Annotated in this window: 15 protein-coding genes; 7 read left to right on the top strand and 8 right to left on the bottom strand. The window is 62.8% G+C overall.

Annotated features, from left to right (window positions below; all coding sequences use genetic code 11):
* Positions 1 to 205 precede the first annotated feature (205 nt).
* Positions 206 to 1216 (top strand): amidohydrolase family protein, encoded by a 1011-nt coding sequence (locus GYB81_RS11745; RefSeq protein ID WP_161865501.1) that lies wholly within the window; start codon positions 206 to 208, stop codon positions 1214 to 1216.
* A 66-nt stretch (positions 1217 to 1282) separates the two neighbouring features.
* A complete protein-coding gene (locus GYB81_RS11740) occupies positions 1283 to 1747 on the top strand; it encodes a DUF3859 domain-containing protein (protein ID WP_161865486.1) in 465 nt (154 codons plus the stop codon).
* Here GYB81_RS11740 and GYB81_RS11735 read toward each other — a convergent pair whose 3' ends face one another.
* The 5 genes from GYB81_RS11735 to GYB81_RS11715 form a co-directional block, all read right to left on the bottom strand.
* The gene (locus GYB81_RS11735) at positions 1748 to 2134 is read right to left on the bottom strand and encodes a diacylglycerol kinase (RefSeq protein ID WP_161865487.1); all 387 of its coding nucleotides are present in this window, start codon (positions 2132 to 2134) and stop codon (positions 1748 to 1750) included.
* The gene (locus tag GYB81_RS11730) at positions 2131 to 2835 is read right to left on the bottom strand and encodes a lipopolysaccharide kinase InaA family protein (protein WP_161865488.1); all 705 of its coding nucleotides are present in this window, start codon (positions 2833 to 2835) and stop codon (positions 2131 to 2133) included. Before GYB81_RS11730 ends, GYB81_RS11735 begins: the two co-directional genes overlap by 4 nt.
* A gap of 1 nt (position 2836) precedes the next feature.
* Complete coding sequence (locus GYB81_RS11725) at positions 2837 to 3526, bottom strand: class I SAM-dependent methyltransferase (protein ID WP_161865489.1); 690 nt, start codon at positions 3524 to 3526, stop codon at positions 2837 to 2839.
* An 81-nt stretch (positions 3527 to 3607) separates the two neighbouring features.
* Positions 3608 to 4876 carry a sensor histidine kinase gene (locus tag GYB81_RS11720; RefSeq protein WP_161865490.1) on the bottom strand — a complete coding sequence of 423 codons (1269 nt, stop codon included), beginning with the start codon at positions 4874 to 4876 and terminating at the stop codon, positions 3608 to 3610.
* A complete protein-coding gene (locus GYB81_RS11715) occupies positions 4866 to 5549 on the bottom strand; it encodes a response regulator transcription factor (protein ID WP_161865491.1) in 684 nt (227 codons plus the stop codon). The genes GYB81_RS11720 and GYB81_RS11715 overlap by 11 nt, the downstream gene beginning before the upstream one ends.
* Positions 5550 to 5652: 103 nt before the next feature.
* Here GYB81_RS11715 and GYB81_RS11710 point away from each other — a divergent pair, with 103 nt between their 5' ends.
* The 5 genes from GYB81_RS11710 (at position 5653) to GYB81_RS11690 (ending at position 11139) form a co-directional block, all read left to right on the top strand.
* Entirely contained in the window at positions 5653 to 7611 is a 1959-nt protein-coding gene (locus GYB81_RS11710) for an LTA synthase family protein (protein WP_161865492.1), read from the top strand.
* Positions 7612 to 7619: 8 nt separating this feature from the next.
* On the top strand, positions 7620 to 8345 hold the full coding sequence (locus GYB81_RS11705; RefSeq protein ID WP_161865493.1) for a phosphatase PAP2 family protein: 726 nt from the start codon (positions 7620 to 7622) through the stop codon (positions 8343 to 8345).
* Complete coding sequence (locus GYB81_RS11700; protein ID WP_161865494.1) at positions 8342 to 9022, top strand: dual specificity protein phosphatase family protein; 681 nt, start codon at positions 8342 to 8344, stop codon at positions 9020 to 9022. Before GYB81_RS11705 ends, GYB81_RS11700 begins: the two co-directional genes overlap by 4 nt.
* 22 nt (positions 9023 to 9044) lie before the next feature.
* On the top strand, positions 9045 to 9410 hold the full coding sequence (locus tag GYB81_RS11695) for a hypothetical protein (RefSeq protein ID WP_233787558.1): 366 nt from the start codon (positions 9045 to 9047) through the stop codon (positions 9408 to 9410).
* 103 nt (positions 9411 to 9513) lie between these two features.
* On the top strand, positions 9514 to 11139 hold the full coding sequence (locus GYB81_RS11690; protein ID WP_161865495.1) for a methyl-accepting chemotaxis protein: 1626 nt from the start codon (positions 9514 to 9516) through the stop codon (positions 11137 to 11139).
* 59 nt (positions 11140 to 11198) lie between these two features.
* Here GYB81_RS11690 and fabB read toward each other — a convergent pair whose 3' ends face one another.
* The 3 genes from fabB to GYB81_RS11675 all read right to left on the bottom strand — a co-directional run bounded on the left by fabB (position 11199) and on the right by GYB81_RS11675 (position 15040).
* Positions 11199 to 12419 (bottom strand): beta-ketoacyl-ACP synthase I, encoded by a 1221-nt coding sequence (gene fabB / locus GYB81_RS11685; RefSeq protein WP_161865496.1) that lies wholly within the window; start codon positions 12417 to 12419, stop codon positions 11199 to 11201.
* Between the two features lie 11 nt (positions 12420 to 12430).
* Entirely contained in the window at positions 12431 to 12946 is a 516-nt protein-coding gene (gene fabA, locus GYB81_RS11680; RefSeq protein WP_090428845.1) for a 3-hydroxyacyl-[acyl-carrier-protein] dehydratase FabA, read from the bottom strand.
* A 219-nt stretch (positions 12947 to 13165) separates the two neighbouring features.
* A complete protein-coding gene (locus tag GYB81_RS11675) occupies positions 13166 to 15040 on the bottom strand; it encodes an ATP-binding protein (protein WP_178106596.1) in 1875 nt (624 codons plus the stop codon).
* Positions 15041 to 15207: the final 167 nt, after the last annotated feature.

The raw sequence follows: 15207 nt of genomic DNA, 5'->3' as shown, positions 1-15207 counted from the left end.
CTTGTAGGCGTGACGGCGATGCCGCCAGCCTAGCCCAGGCAGGCCCGATCATACCAGCGGCGGTATTCTACAAAGTTAGTTGGTTTGTGATGTTCGTTGCGGCGCGCTGTTTACCGACGCCCATGGGGCGCGAACTTGCGCTGCGGGTTGGCGGTCTATGCTGCTCGTACTGTCAGGAGGACTCGCCTTGCTCAAATCTCGTTCGATGCCATGGATACTCGCGCTCAGTGCGATGCTCGCCTGCGGCGCTCAGGCCAGGGAATACCGCTACAGCGATGCTCACCTGCACTACGTCGACTTCTTCCAGGAAAGCGCTGGCATGGACGAGTTGCTGGAAAAGATGGCAGAGAATAACGTCGATCATGTGATGTTTTCCGGCATTCCGGTGGCCAAGAAGTGGGACGAGGACGAGCCCAAACGTCCGCGCTATTACGCGGGTGACGACGCCAATGCCTACTGGTACAGCGCGACCGACGTGTTCATCGCGGCGGCCTACAAGCGCCTGCCAGCCGAGCAGCGCAAGCGCTTTCATCCGTTTCTTTCCGGCTTCAACCCCAACGACAAGAATGCCGATGCGCATATCCGCCGCATGCTGGAACTGGATCCCGGCCTGTGGCAGGGCATCGGCGAGATCTTCACTCGCCATGACGATCTCACCGCGTTGATTCATGGCAGTGCGCCGCGTGCCAACAACGAGGCGCTGGCGCGGGTCTTCCATCTGGCTGCCGAATACGATCTGCCGGTGATGCTGCATTCGAACATCACCTCCAAGCGTGAGCGCGAGCCTATCTATCTGGAAGAAATCGAGGCGCCGCTGCGTAATCATCCGCATGTGCGTTTCATCTGGGCGCATGCCGGCACCAGTGCCGAGATTCATCGCCATCAGGAGAAGCTCGACTTTCTGCTCGATACGGTAGAACGCATGCTGGGCCAGTACCCGAATCTGTATATCGACCTGTCCTGGACCATGCTACGGCCCTATCTGCTGGACGCGAATGGCAAACCCGACGAGAAATGGGTGCATCTGGTCAGCAGCTATCCGGAGCGCTTCATGCTCGGCTCCGACGTGGTTGGGCGCTTCGGTAACCTGGGCGAGTACATGAAGGGCTTCGATCCCTTCCTCGATGCACTGCCCGAGGACGTCGCGCACAAGGTCGCGCGTGACAACTTCCTTTCCATTCTGCCGCGCCGCGTGCAGGCCGAGCTGGATCGTTAGCAGGGCTGTCATCAGGCTGTCACTCAGGCGTCATAGGCTCGCGCTCATCTCAACGAGGAGCGCACCATGCATTACACCCGAGTGGCCATGATGGCCGGTCTTTTCGCCTTTGCCGGCCTGGCTCAGGCCGAGGTTCGCGTAGAAGGGCCGGTGGAATACGGCATCTTCACCAGCCAGTATCAGGACTACCAGCCGGGCGAGCGCGTGCTGACCCGCAGCAACCAGGATATCGAACGCACCGAACAGATTCCCGCCAAGCTCGGTACCAAGTTCGGCATGCGCTACAGCCTGGCCGGCAAGCGCGAAGGCGATGCACCGCTGACATTGCTGTACCTCACGCCCGGTGTGGTCACCCCGGATGGTCAGCGCCACGACAAGTTCGAGGTGCAGCAGAAGCTGGTGGTCGGTGCTCCGCAGGACGTGATGGCCTTCGAATTCACCGAACACCACGAGGTGGTACCCGGTGAGTGGCATTTCATCGTCTACCAGGGCGACCGCAAGCTGGCCGAACAGCGCTTCATGGTGCGTTGATCAGAGCAGGATGATCGCCCAGGTCAGGGCGATCATCAGCAGCGCGACCATCTGCGCCGCGCTGCCCATGTCCTTGGCCTGCTTGGACAGCGGGTGCAGGTTCAGCGAGATGCGGTCGACCACCGCCTCGATGGCGGAATTGAGCAGCTCCACCACCAGTGCCAGCAGCGGCACTATTACCAGTAACGCGCGTTCGGCGCGGCTGACATCGATCAGGCAGGCCAGCGGCAGCAGGAGCAGATTCAGCCAGACCAGCTGACGAAAGGCCGCTTCGCCCTGATAAGCCGCACGCAGCCCGGCCAGCGAGTAGCCGGTGGCATCGAGGATGCGCGCCAGGCCGCGGCGCCCCTTGAAGGACAGGGCGTCCAGATCGGAACTGTCGTTCATGGTTGCAGCCCACCCCAGGGATCGTTCAGGGCCTGCTGATAGGCCTGGCGCAGGTAACTCAGGTCGACGTCGGGCATGGCGCCACGATGTCGGTCCAGCTGGCGCAGGTCGCGCCGTGAGGCGCTGGCGACGCGCAAGCGTCGGCGGCTTTTTTCCAGATCCAGCAGGGCGATATCCACGTCGCCATCGCTACGGGCTTTGACGAACAGGTGCTTGGCATAGCAGCAGCCGTGTTGCCAGCCGCCCAGGTGCAGACGTGCAAGTGTTACCGCCAGGCGTCGCAGCATGACCTGATTGAGCTGCGCCACACGGGGCTCGCTGTACCACTGCTCCAGGCTGACGAACCCCGGCAACGCCTCGGTGACCAGTAGTGCCTGCCACTGCCCGGCCTGTTTGCGCGCTGAGCAGTAAACGATGTTCGGTGTGCGAATGCCGAGGCGGGCGAAGGCGCGATAGGCCTGTAGCTCACGCACAATGGTAGGCCTGCCCAAAGGATGGCGTAGCGAGCGGTAGGTGTGCCCGCTCTGGCGTTTGCAGTAGAGCAGCGGCCTGCTGCTGTCCCAGTGTTGCAGCAGGCGTACACCGCTTTCGCCGCCGCGCCGCTGGTTGGCCGGCTCGACCCATTGACCAGGGCTGTGCCACCAGCGATCGAACTCGGTAGAGGGCAGGGCGGCCAGTGCCTGTTCGCTGAGAACCCCCATTTCAGGCCACCTTGCGCAGCACGTAGGTGCGCCACATGGCATAGCCGGGCAGGAAGTCCAGGTGGCCGAGTATGGCGAAGCCGGCCTGACGGAACTCATCCTCCAGCGTCTTGCGGGGAACGACGAAGCGGTTCTGGTTCTGCGCCGCACGGCCCTGAGCGGCGCGCCTGGCCTCCAGGCGCCGACGTTTCCAGGCCTTGTAGTTGCCGTCGACCCACAGCGAGACGATCACCGTGTCGCGGCTGACGCGGTGGAACTCGCGAAGGATGGCCAGACGGTGTTCGGCCGATTCGATGTGATGCAGCAGGCGAATGCAGAAGATGCAGTCCACTGCATTGGCACTCAGATCGATAGCGAAGGCCGAGGTGCGAAAGCTGTTGACCCTCGCCACCACCTCGGGCACCTGCGCGGCACGCGCGGTGGCGAGCATGTCGGCGGAGTTGTCGGCGGCGAAGATCACCCGGTTCGGCTGTTCGCAGAGCATTGGCCAGAAGCGGCCGGCGCCGCAGGGCAGGTCGAGTACCAGGTTCGGCTGATCGGCCAGCTGCAGCGCGCGGCGCGCCACCTGCACGTCGCGCCAGTGGGACAGGCGCCGAAACAGGCCGTCCTGGTGCTTGTGCAGGTATTGCTGGGCGTGCTCGAAATCGTACTTGCGGGAAAAATTCAGTTCGATGGGGCTTGGCTTGGGCATGACGAACGTCCCTTGATGGCTACGTTCGCCACCTTAGAGAGCCGCGCATCAAGGTCCCGTCAAAGGGACGTGAAAATTTCGTCAAGCGCCATTGTTGAGTGTCACGCGAAAGCGCGTATGGCCCGGCTCACTCTCCAGGCTGACCTGCCAGCCCTGTTTGGCGCAGATGCGCTTGACCAGCGACAGGCCAAGGCCGAGGCCCTCGCCGCGGGCCTGGGCGCCGCGTACGAACGGCTGGAATATCCGCTCGTGCTGCTCGGCAGGAATGCCGGCACCACTGTCCTCGATGCGAAAGGCGCCGGATTCGAGAATCAGACGCACCTCGCCGTGCTCGGTGTAGTGCAGGGCGTTGCGCAGCAGGTTGCTCATCACCGTGGCGAGAAAGGTGGCGTTGTACAGACCAGCGTCCTGGCCTTCCTCCATCACCCGGAAATCCAGCCCCTTTTCCTTGATCAGGTCGCCCCAGCGGCTGGCTTGTTCATTGGCGATGGCGGCCAGGCTGCGGTCGCCAACGAATGCCGCTTCGTTGCTCTTGTCCCGCGCGAGCTGCAGGAAGGTCTGTACCAGCTCACGCATCTCTTCGCTGGCGCGGGCAATGCGTGCCACCTGTTCCTTCTCGCGCGGGCTCAATGGCGCCTCGGCGAGCAGCTCGCAGGAGGAGGCGATGACCATCAGCGGCGTGCGCAGCTCATGGCTGACATCGCTGGTGAACAGGCGCTCGCGTTCCAGGGACTGGCGCACCTGGCCCAAGGTGCTGTCGAAGGCAGCGGCCAGCTGACCGATCTCGTCGTTGGGGTAGTCGGGGGCCAGGGGCGGCGCCAGCGGGTGCAGCTGGTCGCGGTGGCGTACCTGCTGGGCCAGGCGGCTGACAGGCGCCATGACCTTGCGTGCGGTGATCAGGCCCAGGCCCCAGGCCGCGACCACGGTGAGCAGAAAGCCAGCCAGGACCACACTGAAAAGAGCGCTCTCCCTGGCTTCGAACTCCTGTTGGTCCTCCACCAGGAGGTAGGTTTCGCCATTGATGTTCTCCACGTACACGTAGAACGCCTGTTCGCCGCTGACCACCTCGTTGAATCCTTCCGACAACCCCTGGTAGTCAGGCGGGATCGCGTAGTCCGGGTATGCCGAGGAAAAGAAACGGGTGCTGCTGTCGAGCCGTGGCGAGCGCCCCTGACGGATATCCTCGTTCAATGTTTCATGCAGCTCTCGGCTCAGCTCCTGCGATACCAGGTGTTCCTCGATGAAATGCACCACCGCGACGATGCTCAGGGAAAACAGCCCGCTGACCACCGTGGTCATCAGCACGAAGGCGATCAGGATGCGCCGCTCGAACGGCTGCTTAGAGAGCATCGGCGCTCTCCGCAAGGCGATAGCCGACGCCGTGAATGGTGTGTAGCAAAGGCGTGGGGAAGGGTTTGTCGAGCACCTGGCGCAACTGGTGAATGTGGCTGCGCAGGCTGTCGCTGTCCGGGCAGTCGTCGCCCCACAGCGCTTCTTCCAGCGCCTCACGGCGCACCACGGCCGGGCTGCGCTGCATGAGAATGGCCAGCAGCTTGAGGCCCAGCGGGTTGAGTTTGAGCGCTTGGCCGGCGCGGCTGACGTGCAGGGTGTCGAGGTCGTAGTTGAGGTCGGCGACCTGCAGCTGGCGTTTGCGGCTGCCGCGGCTGCGGCGCAGGATCGCCTCGATGCGCGCCACCAGTTCGGACAGGGCGAAGGGCTTGATCAGGTAATCGTCGGCACCGGCATTGAGTCCTTTCAGGCGATCATCCAGGGCATCTCGCGCAGTGAGCATCAGGATCGGTACTTCGCTGCGGCCATCCTCGCGCAGGCGCTTGCATACCTGATAGCCGTCGATGCCCGGCAGCATGATGTCCAGCACGATCAGGTCGTAATGACCGCTGCTGGCCAAGTGCAGGCCGCTCAGGCCGTCTTGCGCGCAGTCCACGGAAAAGCCCTTGAGCTGCAGGTAGTCGAGCACGTTGGCGAGAATGTCTCGGTTGTCTTCGATGACCAGAATGCGCATCGCGGTTTATTCCTGGGTTTGACGATTTTTTCACACGGCTTTGACGAGAAGCTCACGGTGCGCCTCGCAGACTGCGGCTCGTTCATCCTGGAAGAATCATACGATGCCACGGCTTCATTACGCGCAACTTCGTTATCTGTCGATTATTCTGCTGGCTTGGCTGGCAGTGTTTTTCCTCACCCGCAGCCTATTGCTGCTCGGGCACCTGGGCGATGCCGGCGTGACGCTGGCGGGGCTGCTTGGCCTGTATGGCGTCGGCCTTGTGTACGACTTAAGCTTCCTGGTGTACGCCGCGCTGCCGCTGGCCCTGTACCTGATGCTCTGTCCGGCCTGGTTATGGCGCCGTCACTGGCATCAGCGCCTGCTGGTCGCCCTGGTGGCCGTCAGTCTGTTCGCGATGTTCTTCACCGCAGTGGCCGAATGGCTGTTCTGGGACGAGTTCGGCGTGCGCTTCAACTTCATCGCCGTCGACTACCTCGTCTACTCCAAGGAGGTGGTCGACAACATTCTCGAGTCCTATCCGATCTATCCGTTGCTGGCCCTGCTGGCTGCCCTGGCCATAGGCCTGACGCTGGCGCTGCGACGGCCGCTGCGGGCCGCACTGGAGGCACCGCGCCTGCCTGCGCTGCAGGCTGTCAGTACGCTGGTCATGCTGGCGTTGCTGGCAGGCCTGTGCAGTGGCCTGGTCGGGCAGGACGCGCCGCGTGGCCTGGGTGGCAACACCTACCAGCGGGAACTGGCCAGCAACGGTCCGTACCAGTTCTTCGCCGCATTCCGTAACAACGAACTGGATTATCAGGAGTTCTATGCCACCTTGCCTGATACGCTGGTGGCTGCGCAGCTGCGCGCGGAGGTGGCCGAGCCCAATGCCCGTTTCATCGGCAGCGATGCGCAGGACATCCGCCGGCTGATCGACAACCCCGGCTCGCCGCGCAGGCTCAATGTGGTGCTGGTGACCATCGAGAGCCTGAGTGCCAAGTATCTGGGCAGTTTCGGCGACACCCGCGGGCTGACCCCGAACCTTGACGAGCTGCGCAAGCACGCCCTGATTTTCACCAACTTCTACGCCACCGGCACGCGCACCGACCGCGGCCTCGAAGCGCTGACCCTGTCGGTGCCGCCGACACCGGGGCGCTCCATCGTCAAGCGCATCGGCCGTGAGTCCGGTTACGCCAGCCTGGGCCAGCAACTGAGTGCTCAGGGCTACGACAGCGTCTTCGTCTACGGCGGCCGCGGCTATTTCGACAACATGAACGCCTTCTTCGGCGGCAACGGTTATCGCGTCGTCGACCAGAGCAGCGTCGACGAGGCCGAGATGAGCTTCCAGAACGCCTGGGGCATGGCCGACGAAGACCTCTATCGCCAGGCGATCAAGGTGGCCGACGCCGATCATGCCGCCGGCAAGCCGTTCCTCCTGCAACTGATGACCACCTCCAACCACCGTCCCTACACCTACCCGGACGGGCGCATCGACATTGCTTCCGGCGACGGCCGTGAAGGCGCGGTGAAGTACACCGATTACGCCATCGGCCAGTTCCTCGCCGAGGCGCGCAGCAAGCCCTGGTTCGATCAGACGCTGTTCGTCTTCGTCGCCGACCATACCGCCGGCAGTGCCGGGCGTGAGGATCTGCCGGTGGCCAACTACCACATCCCGTTATTCATCTACGCTCCTGGGTACGTCGAACCGGGCGAGTACAACGATGTGGCCAGCCAGATCGACGTGGCGCCGACGCTGCTCGGCCTGCTCAATCTGGATTACGTCTCCACCTTCTTCGGTCGCAACCTTCTCCGCGCGGATCATCCAGCAGGCCGCGCGCTGCTGGGCAACTACCAGCATCTTGGGCTGTTCGACGGCAAGGACCTGGCGATTCTCAGCCCGCGCCGGGGCATGCGCCGCCATGACGACGCCCTGGGGCTGAGCCATGAGTCGCGCAGCGATGGCGACGATCCGCTGCTGCGTCGCGACATCGCTTACTACCAGGGCGCCAGCCATGCCTTCAGTAAACACCTGATGGCCTGGCATCCAGATAGCCAATCCAGCCAGCAACTCAGTGAGCGCTAGGAGTGCAAATGTCGTCTCGTTATTTCGACTTTCGTCTGGCGCTCGGCATGCCGGTACTGCTCATGGCGCTGCTGCTGGCGTTCGACCCCGGCCCGGTGGATTTCGCCCTGGCGCGGCTGTTCTACGAACCCGGACAAGGTTTCATCGGGCGTAGCAGCTTCTGGCTCGAGGACATCCTGCATGACCGCGCCAAGCAGGCGCTGATCCTGCTCGGTGTGCTGGCCATCGCAGGCTTTGCGCTCAGCCTGCTGCCCACGCGACTACGCCCCTGGCGCCGGCAGCTTGGCTATCTGGTGCTGGCGCTGGGGCTGTCGACTTCGCTGGTCACCCCGCTGAAAACGCTCACCGGTATGCACTGCCCCTGGAGCCTGAGCGAGTTCGGCGGCCAGGAGCAATTCACGCCGCTGCTGGCCGAGCGCGCACCGACCGCCAATCCCGGCCGCTGCTGGCCGGGCGGCCATGCCTCGGCGGGGTTCTCGCTGCTGGCACTGTTCTTCGTCCTGCGTGACCGCAGGCCGCGGATGGCACGTATCGCTCTGGTGGTGGCGCTTGGGCTCGGCTCGCTGTTTTCCCTGGGGCGCATGCTGCAAGGGGCGCACTTTCTCTCGCACAACCTGTGGACGCTGCTGATCGATTGGACAATCTGCGCGCTGACCTACCGCTGGCTGCTCTATCGCGCACCTGTCGAACGGCCATCGCGCAACTCGCTTGAATGGGGAGAAACCTGCCGATGAACAGATTTTTACAGGGCCTGCGTCTGGCGTTGGCCGCGCTGGTGTTTTTTGGCGCGCTGCTGGCGCTGCCGTTGAGCATGGCCTGGGCCGCCACCACTGCGCCAGTAGCCGGGCAGAGCGCGCGTCCAGTCAACTGGGCGCAACCGCTGGACAGCCGCATCAACCTCTATCGCATGGCGCCTGACCTCTATCGCAGCGCCTTGCCAAGTGCCGGGGACTTGCCACAGCTGCAGGCCCTGGGCATCGCCACGGTGATCAACTTCTATCAGCGCGGCGATGAGCAATGGCTGAAGGATCCCAAGGTTGTCCGGGTGCATCTGCCGCTGCGCACCGACCGTATCGACGATGCCGACGTCATCGAAGTGCTGCGCAGCATTCGCCAGGCGCAAAGCCGTGGCCGCGTTCTGATTCACTGCAAGCACGGACAGAATCGTACGGGTCTCATTGCCGCCATGTACCGGGTGATCTACCAGAACTGGAGCAAGGAGCAGGCACTGGCGGAAATGCGCGGCGGTGGCTTTGGTGGCCAGGAGCGCATGGACGACGCCGAGCGTTACCTGCGCGATGCCGATATTCCGGCGCTGCGTTTGGCACTGGCCAGCGGTGCATGCAGCACAAGCCCGTGGGCACTGTGTGCATTCAGGCAGCGCTTGCTGGGCATGATCGAGGGCGCGTGATCCGATGTAACTTCCGCGCCTGTTGCTAGGCAGCCTCGTTTCTCTGGCTGCGGGTGGCTGTCAAAGCCTGCGTGAGCAGTTGCCGGCAGCCAACTGCCCGCCGACCTTCGACGATGGTTTCGAAGCCGGCTGCAGCAGCGGTCGTTCGGCGGCGGGGCCACTCGGACATTTCGGCAAGGATACATCGCGCTACCAGCACGAGCCTCTGTATGCGCAGGGGTGGGATGGTGGCTTTCAGCAATGCGAACGTGTCCCGCGCATCTATGGTTGGAAAGAGTACGGAGATGAGCAGTGGCGCGATCAAGAGTGGTGCCAGCATATCCACCAGGCGACGGCCAGAACGCTGCGTCGTTGGAAATTTCTTCTTTTCGTTATCAAGAGCCTGTGAATAGCGTCGATAAGAAAGCAGGGATTAGCGCAATCTCCTAAGGTCCTATGCCAGGTACGGCAATGGACGTCTTGATTTATGCGCGCAACGGGAGTTTCACGAAATGTCACTGCGTAGTCTTTCTATCGCCCCTCGGGCGGCACTCGGGTTCGGATTGGTTGCTCTGCTGGTTGTACTGCTTGGAGTTTTTTCATTGACGCAAATGGGCGAAATGGAAGAGCGCTCCGATGAAATCAACGAAAACTGGTTACCGAGCGTGCTAGCCATCGGCGATGTGTCCAAGGACATTTTGCGTTTGCGTGCCATTAGCCTGCGGCTGATGCTTAACCGCGATCCAGCTCAGGTGCAAAGTAATCTGCGCCTGGCGGAGGAGCTGCGCGCATCCCTCGCAAAGAATCAGGGCACATATGAGCAGCTGATTTCCAGCGCTGAGGAGCGTGGCATTTACGAGGAATTCAAGCGTGCCGAATCGGCTTACCTGCAAGAGCAGAGCCGAATAGTGGAGTCGGTGCGCCAGGGTAATTTCGATGCGGCTATCGAAGTTGCAGGCGGCTCGCTCAATCAACATGCTGATGCGATGTTGCAGGGTCTTGGCAAACTGACCGAGCTCAATCGTGTGGGCGCTGTGGCTGCGGGAGAGGCGGTCAATGATGTGACGGAATCTGCACGTATCTGGGTCATCGCCATGATTATCCTGGCGACCTTGGTTACCGTGGCGTTGGCGTTGCTACTGACGCGCAGCATCGTTAAGCCGTTGAGCGAGGCCGTGCGAGTGGCTGAGGTGGTGGCGTCAGGCGATTTGACCCAGACGATTCATGTCGAGGGTGCAGACGAGCCGGCGCGCCTGTTGGCCGCGTTGAAAACCATGCAGCAGAGCCTGCGTTCGACTATTCAGAGCATCGCCGATTCGTCCAATCAGTTGGCCTCGGCGTCCGAGGAGCTTCATGCAGTGACCGAGGACTCGACGCGCGGTCTGCACCAGCAGAACACCGAGATCGAGCAGGCGGCTACTGCCGTGAACGAGATGACCGCAGCGGTCGAGGAAGTGGCACGCAATGCGGTGAGCACCTCCGAAGCCTCGCGCGAGTCCAATACCACCGCGCAGCAGGGCCGTGAGCAGGTCCGTGAGACCGTGGAGTCCATCGGCCAGCTGGCGGCCGATGTCACCAGTACCTCGCAGGAGGTCGAGCAGCTGGCGCAGCGCGTGCACGAGATCAGCAAGGTGCTCGATGTGATCCGTTCGATTGCTGAACAGACCAACCTGCTGGCGCTCAACGCTGCCATCGAGGCGGCGCGTGCCGGTGATGCGGGGCGCGGGTTTGCGGTGGTGGCGGACGAGGTGCGTGCGCTGGCGCACCGCACGCAGCAGTCGACTCAGGAAATCGAGCAGATGATCGGCGGCATCCAGAGCGGTACCGACCGTGCTGTCACTGCCATGCAAAGCAGCAATGGCCGCGCCCGATCCACGCTGGAAGTGGCCCAGGCCGCAGGCGTCGCTCTGGAACACATCACCCAGGCGATCTCCTCGATCAACGAGCGCAATCTGGTGATCGCCAGCGCGTCGGAAGAGCAGGCTCAGGTGGCAAGGGAGGTCGATCGCAACCTGGTCAACATTCGCGATCTGTCGCTACAGAGTTCGGCGGGCGCCAACCAGACCAGTGCTGCCAGCCAGGAGTTGTCGCGTCTGGCGATCGATCTGAACAACCTGGTCGCGCGCTTCAAGGTCTGAGGCGGGGCATAAATGAAAACGGCGCCTGGAGGCGCCGTTTCTTTACCGCAGCAGCAAAATTACTTGCCGGCCCAGCGTTTGAGCACGAGGGTGGCGTTGGTGCCGCCGAAGCCGAAGCTGTTGCTCATCACGGTGTCGAGCTTGGCGTTCTCGACGGTGGTCAGCTGGATCGGCATGTCGGCCACTTCCGGGTCGAGCTCGTCGATGTTGGCCGAGCCGGCGATGAAGTTGCCTTGCATCATCAGCATGCAGTAGATCGCTTCCTGCACACCGGCAGCGCCGAGGCTATGACCGGACAGGCTCTTGGTCGAGCTGATGGCCGGGGCCTTGTCGCCGAACACTTCGCGGATGCCGCGGATTTCGGCGACGTCGCCGACCGGGGTGGAGGTGCCGTGGGTATTCAGGTAATCGATCGGGGTGTCGACGGTGGCCAGCGCCTGCTGCATGCAGCGGATGGCGCCTTCGCCGCTCGGGGCGACCATGTCGTAGCCGTCGCTCGTGGCGCCGTAGCCGACGATTTCCGCGTAGATCTTGGCGCCGCGGGCCAGGGCATGTTCCAGCTCCTCGACCACGACCATGCCGCCGCCACCGGCGATGACGAAACCGTCACGCTTGGCGTCGTAGGCGCGCGAGGCCTTCTCCGGGGTTTCGTTGTACTGGGTGGAAAGGGCACCCATGGCGTCGAACAGGCAGCTCTGGCTCCAGTGTTCCTCTTCACCGCCACCGGCGAAGACCACGTCCTGCTTGCCCAGCTGGATCTGCTCCATGGCCTGGCCGATGCAGTGTGCGCTGGTGGCACAGGCCGAGGAGATGGAGAAGTTCACGCCCTTGATCTTGAACGGGGTGGCCAGGCACGCCGATACGGTGCTGCCCATGGTGCGGGTCACGCGGTACGGGCCGACGCGCTTGACGCCTTTCTCGCGCAGGGTGTCGATGGCTTCCATCTGGTTGACGGTGGAAGCGCCACCGGAACCGGCGATCAGGCCGGTGCGCGGGTTGGAGATCTGCTCTTCGCTGAGGCCGGAATCCTTGATCGCCTGCTCCATAGCCAGGTAGGCGTAAGCCGCAGCGTCACCCATGAAACGGAACAGCTTGCGGTCGATCAGCTCTTCCAGGTTCAGGTTGACCGAACCGGAAACATGGCTGCGCAGCCCCATTTCAGCGTAGGACGGGTTGAAACGGATGCCGGATTTGCCCGCGCGGAGGCTGTCGGCAACGGCTTCTTTGTCATTGCCCAGGCAGGAAACGATGCCCAGACCGGTAATCACGACACGACGCATGTGCAAGTCCTTCAGAAACTGTCGGTAGAGGTGAACAGGCCAACGCGCAGGCCTTCGGCACTGTAGATCTCGCGGCCATCGACGCTGACGCTGCCATCGGCGATGCCGAGGATCAGCGAGCGATTGATGGTGCGCTTGATATGGATGTTGTAGGTGACCTTCTTGGCGGTCGGCAGTACCTGACCGAAGAATTTCACCTCGCCGCTACCCAGGGCGCGACCGCGGCCCGGGTTGCCTTGCCAGCCGAGATAGAAGCCGACCAGCTGCCACATGGCATCAAGGCCGAGGCAGCCTGGCATGACCGGGTCGCCTTCGAAGTGGCAGCCGAAGAACCACAGGTCCGGGTTGATGTCGAGCTCAGCGACAATTTCGCCTTTGCCGTGCTTGCCGCCGGTTTCGCTGATATGAACGATGCGATCGATCATCAGCATGTTCGGGGCGGGCAGTTGCGCGTTCCCGGGGCCGAACAGTTCGCCGCGACCGCAGGCGAGCAGATCTTCCCGAGAGTAGGCGTTTTGTTTTGTCATGCGAGCTCCTCAATTGTCCCCATGCTTCTAAGGCTGGGCGAATCGTCCTGGCCGGCGCGCCTGAAAAATAGGGGGCGACTGCCGGCAGCCTAGTCATAGACTGTTGCGTTGTGGTGAAAGTCACAGCGCAGTGAGTACAGTTGTACTCTGCTGTACTGGCATTGTCACAGGCACAGCAGTTTCCCCTTGTAACGCCGGCTTGTCACGGGTTCCACTCGCCTATGGTCGGGCTGGCAGCCAACGCAGCAAAATGCGTTGCAGATCTGCTCTTTTGAACGGTTTTGCCAGGTAATCGTTCATTCCCGCTTGCAGGCAGGCTTCGCGATCGCCCTGCAGGGCGTTGGCGGTCAGGGCGATGATGGGTACCTGTCGCCCCCGCTCGAGCTGGCGGATCTGCCGCGTCGCTTCATAGCCGTCCATCAGCGGTAGGCGGCAGTCCATGAGGATGGCAGCGTAATCCTGCTGGCTGCAGCTGTGCACGGCCTGCTGACCATCGCCGACCAGGCTGACCTGATAACCGAGGCTGCGCAACATGGCCTCGATCACCGTCTGGTTCACCGGGTTGTCCTCCACTAGCAGTACCGGCTGGCCATCGCCGCCGCCCAGAGCCGGGCTGTCGCTGTTTTGCGCCTGTTCGCTGTAAGGGCGAAAAGGCAGGGGGATTTCCAGGGTGAAGACCGAGCCCGCGCCCAGCTGGCTTTCCGCCCGCAAGGTACCGCCCATGCGTTCGGCCAGGGTGCGGGCGATCGGCAAGCCGAGACCGGTACCGCCGTAGCGCCTGGATATGGAAGTGTCCGCCTGCTGGAAGGCATCGAACATATGCTCCAGGCGTTCGGCGTCGATGCCGATGCCGCTGTCGCGTACGGCGCAGGTGAACCACAGAACCTGATCGTCCAGCGGTTGCCAGTGGGTTTCCACGCGAATATGACCTTCTTCGGTGAACTTCAGCGCATTGCCGATCAGGTTCACCAGAATCTGCCGGATGCGTGTGGGGTCGCCGCGCACCTCCAGTTGCTCCAGCCCCGGCTGGGCATCCATCAGCAGCTGCAGGCCCCGCTGGTGGGCACTGTGCTGGAAGACCTGAATCGAACCCTGCAACAGCTCCGGCAGATTGAAGGGAATGGCTTCCAGTTCCAGCGCCCCGCGTTCGATGCGTGAGAAATCGAGAATGTCGTTGATCACCTTGAGCAGATGCTCGGTGGACTCGGTTGCCAGCGCTGCGTATTCGCTCTGCTCGTCGTTCAGGCTGGTGGTTTCCAGCAATTGCAGCATGCCCAGCACGCCGTTCATGGGGGTGCGCAGCTCATGGCTCATCATGGCCAGGAAGTCCGACTTGGCGCGATTGGCCTGCTCCGACTCCTCGCGGGCCTGGATCAGCTCGGCCATCGCCCGCTGCTGTTGCTGGCCGCTTTGCTCGAGTGCGCAGGCCAGGTTGTTGATATGCCTGGCCAGGTCGGTCAGCTCGTCGTTGCCACGCTCGACCAATGACGGGCGATAGTCGCCGCTCTGGATACGTTCCAGCGCCTGCCCCATGGCGCTGAGCGGTTGTGCCAGGCGCCTGGCCAGACGACGGGCCAGCAGGAAGGTCAGCAGCAGAGCGAACAGCGAGAGAACCCCGGCCTTGAGCAGAATTTCCTGTTGGCGGGTATTGAAGGTGTCGTTGGACATGCCGACCACGACCCGTCCCAGATAGCCGTCGCCAATCGCCTTGCCCAGAGGAGGCAAGGTCAGCCCGCGGCCTGGCGGCCCTTGCAGATGAATCGGCGCCTGAAATACCTCTACCTGCGGAGTGCTGAGGCCTTGCTCCTTGGGGCGTTCGACGTAGACCAGAATATTGTCGTCACGGTCGCGAACCTCGGCAAAGCGCACGTCGGCAGTGCTCAGGGTCGCGCGCAACAGGCTTTCCAGAGTGTCCAGGTTGCCATTGAGCACGCCGTACTGAGTGGCTGGCGCGAGTTGGTTGGCGATCAGTTGACCGGTGTGACCCTGCTCCTGACGCAGGTCCTGCAGGCGGGTGAAGGTAAGAAAACCGGTCAACAGCAGCGTCAGCAGCAGTGCCGGTCCGACGCTGATCAGCTGGGTACGGGTATGAATGTTCCAGCCACGGCGCTGGCCAGTGGTTGTACCGTCCCTGGTGGCCTGCGGCTCTGCTGCCTGCTGGCGAGAGGGGCAGGGCGGGGGCAAGGGGCTGCCTGTTGGCACGAGTCGTCCTTGGCAATTAACGTCGATCCGGCATGTTAACCGACCCGTCGAGCTTTGCC

Origin of the sequence: Pseudomonas yangonensis (assembly GCF_009932725.1) — a bacterium.
GTDB lineage: Bacteria > Pseudomonadota > Gammaproteobacteria > Pseudomonadales > Pseudomonadaceae > Aquipseudomonas > Aquipseudomonas yangonensis.
Note: the sequence above shows the minus strand (reverse complement) of the source record. Positions and strands in the feature narration are given on the sequence as shown.

Bases quoted from the DNA above. Each gene is read 5' to 3' on its own strand.
- GYB81_RS11745 (WP_161865501.1), top strand. From the start codon at position 206: ATGCCATGGATACTCGCGCTCAGTGCGATGCTCGCCTGCGGCGCTCAG.
- GYB81_RS11740 (WP_161865486.1), top strand. From the start codon at position 1,283: ATGCATTACACCCGAGTGGCCATGATGGCCGGTCTTTTCGCCTTTGCC.
- GYB81_RS11735 (WP_161865487.1), bottom strand. From the start codon at position 2,134: ATGAACGACAGTTCCGATCTGGACGCCCTGTCCTTCAAGGGGCGCCGC.
- GYB81_RS11730 (WP_161865488.1), bottom strand. From the start codon at position 2,835: ATGGGGGTTCTCAGCGAACAGGCACTGGCCGCCCTGCCCTCTACCGAG.
- GYB81_RS11725 (WP_161865489.1), bottom strand. From the start codon at position 3,526: ATGCCCAAGCCAAGCCCCATCGAACTGAATTTTTCCCGCAAGTACGAT.
- GYB81_RS11720 (WP_161865490.1), bottom strand. From the start codon at position 4,876: ATGCTCTCTAAGCAGCCGTTCGAGCGGCGCATCCTGATCGCCTTCGTG.
- GYB81_RS11715 (WP_161865491.1), bottom strand. From the start codon at position 5,549: ATGCGCATTCTGGTCATCGAAGACAACCGAGACATTCTCGCCAACGTG.
- GYB81_RS11710 (WP_161865492.1), top strand. From the start codon at position 5,653: ATGCCACGGCTTCATTACGCGCAACTTCGTTATCTGTCGATTATTCTG.
- GYB81_RS11705 (WP_161865493.1), top strand. From the start codon at position 7,620: ATGTCGTCTCGTTATTTCGACTTTCGTCTGGCGCTCGGCATGCCGGTA.
- GYB81_RS11700 (WP_161865494.1), top strand. From the start codon at position 8,342: ATGAACAGATTTTTACAGGGCCTGCGTCTGGCGTTGGCCGCGCTGGTG.
- GYB81_RS11690 (WP_161865495.1), top strand. From the start codon at position 9,514: ATGTCACTGCGTAGTCTTTCTATCGCCCCTCGGGCGGCACTCGGGTTC.
- fabB (WP_161865496.1), bottom strand. From the start codon at position 12,419: ATGCGTCGTGTCGTGATTACCGGTCTGGGCATCGTTTCCTGCCTGGGC.
- fabA (WP_090428845.1), bottom strand. From the start codon at position 12,946: ATGACAAAACAAAACGCCTACTCTCGGGAAGATCTGCTCGCCTGCGGT.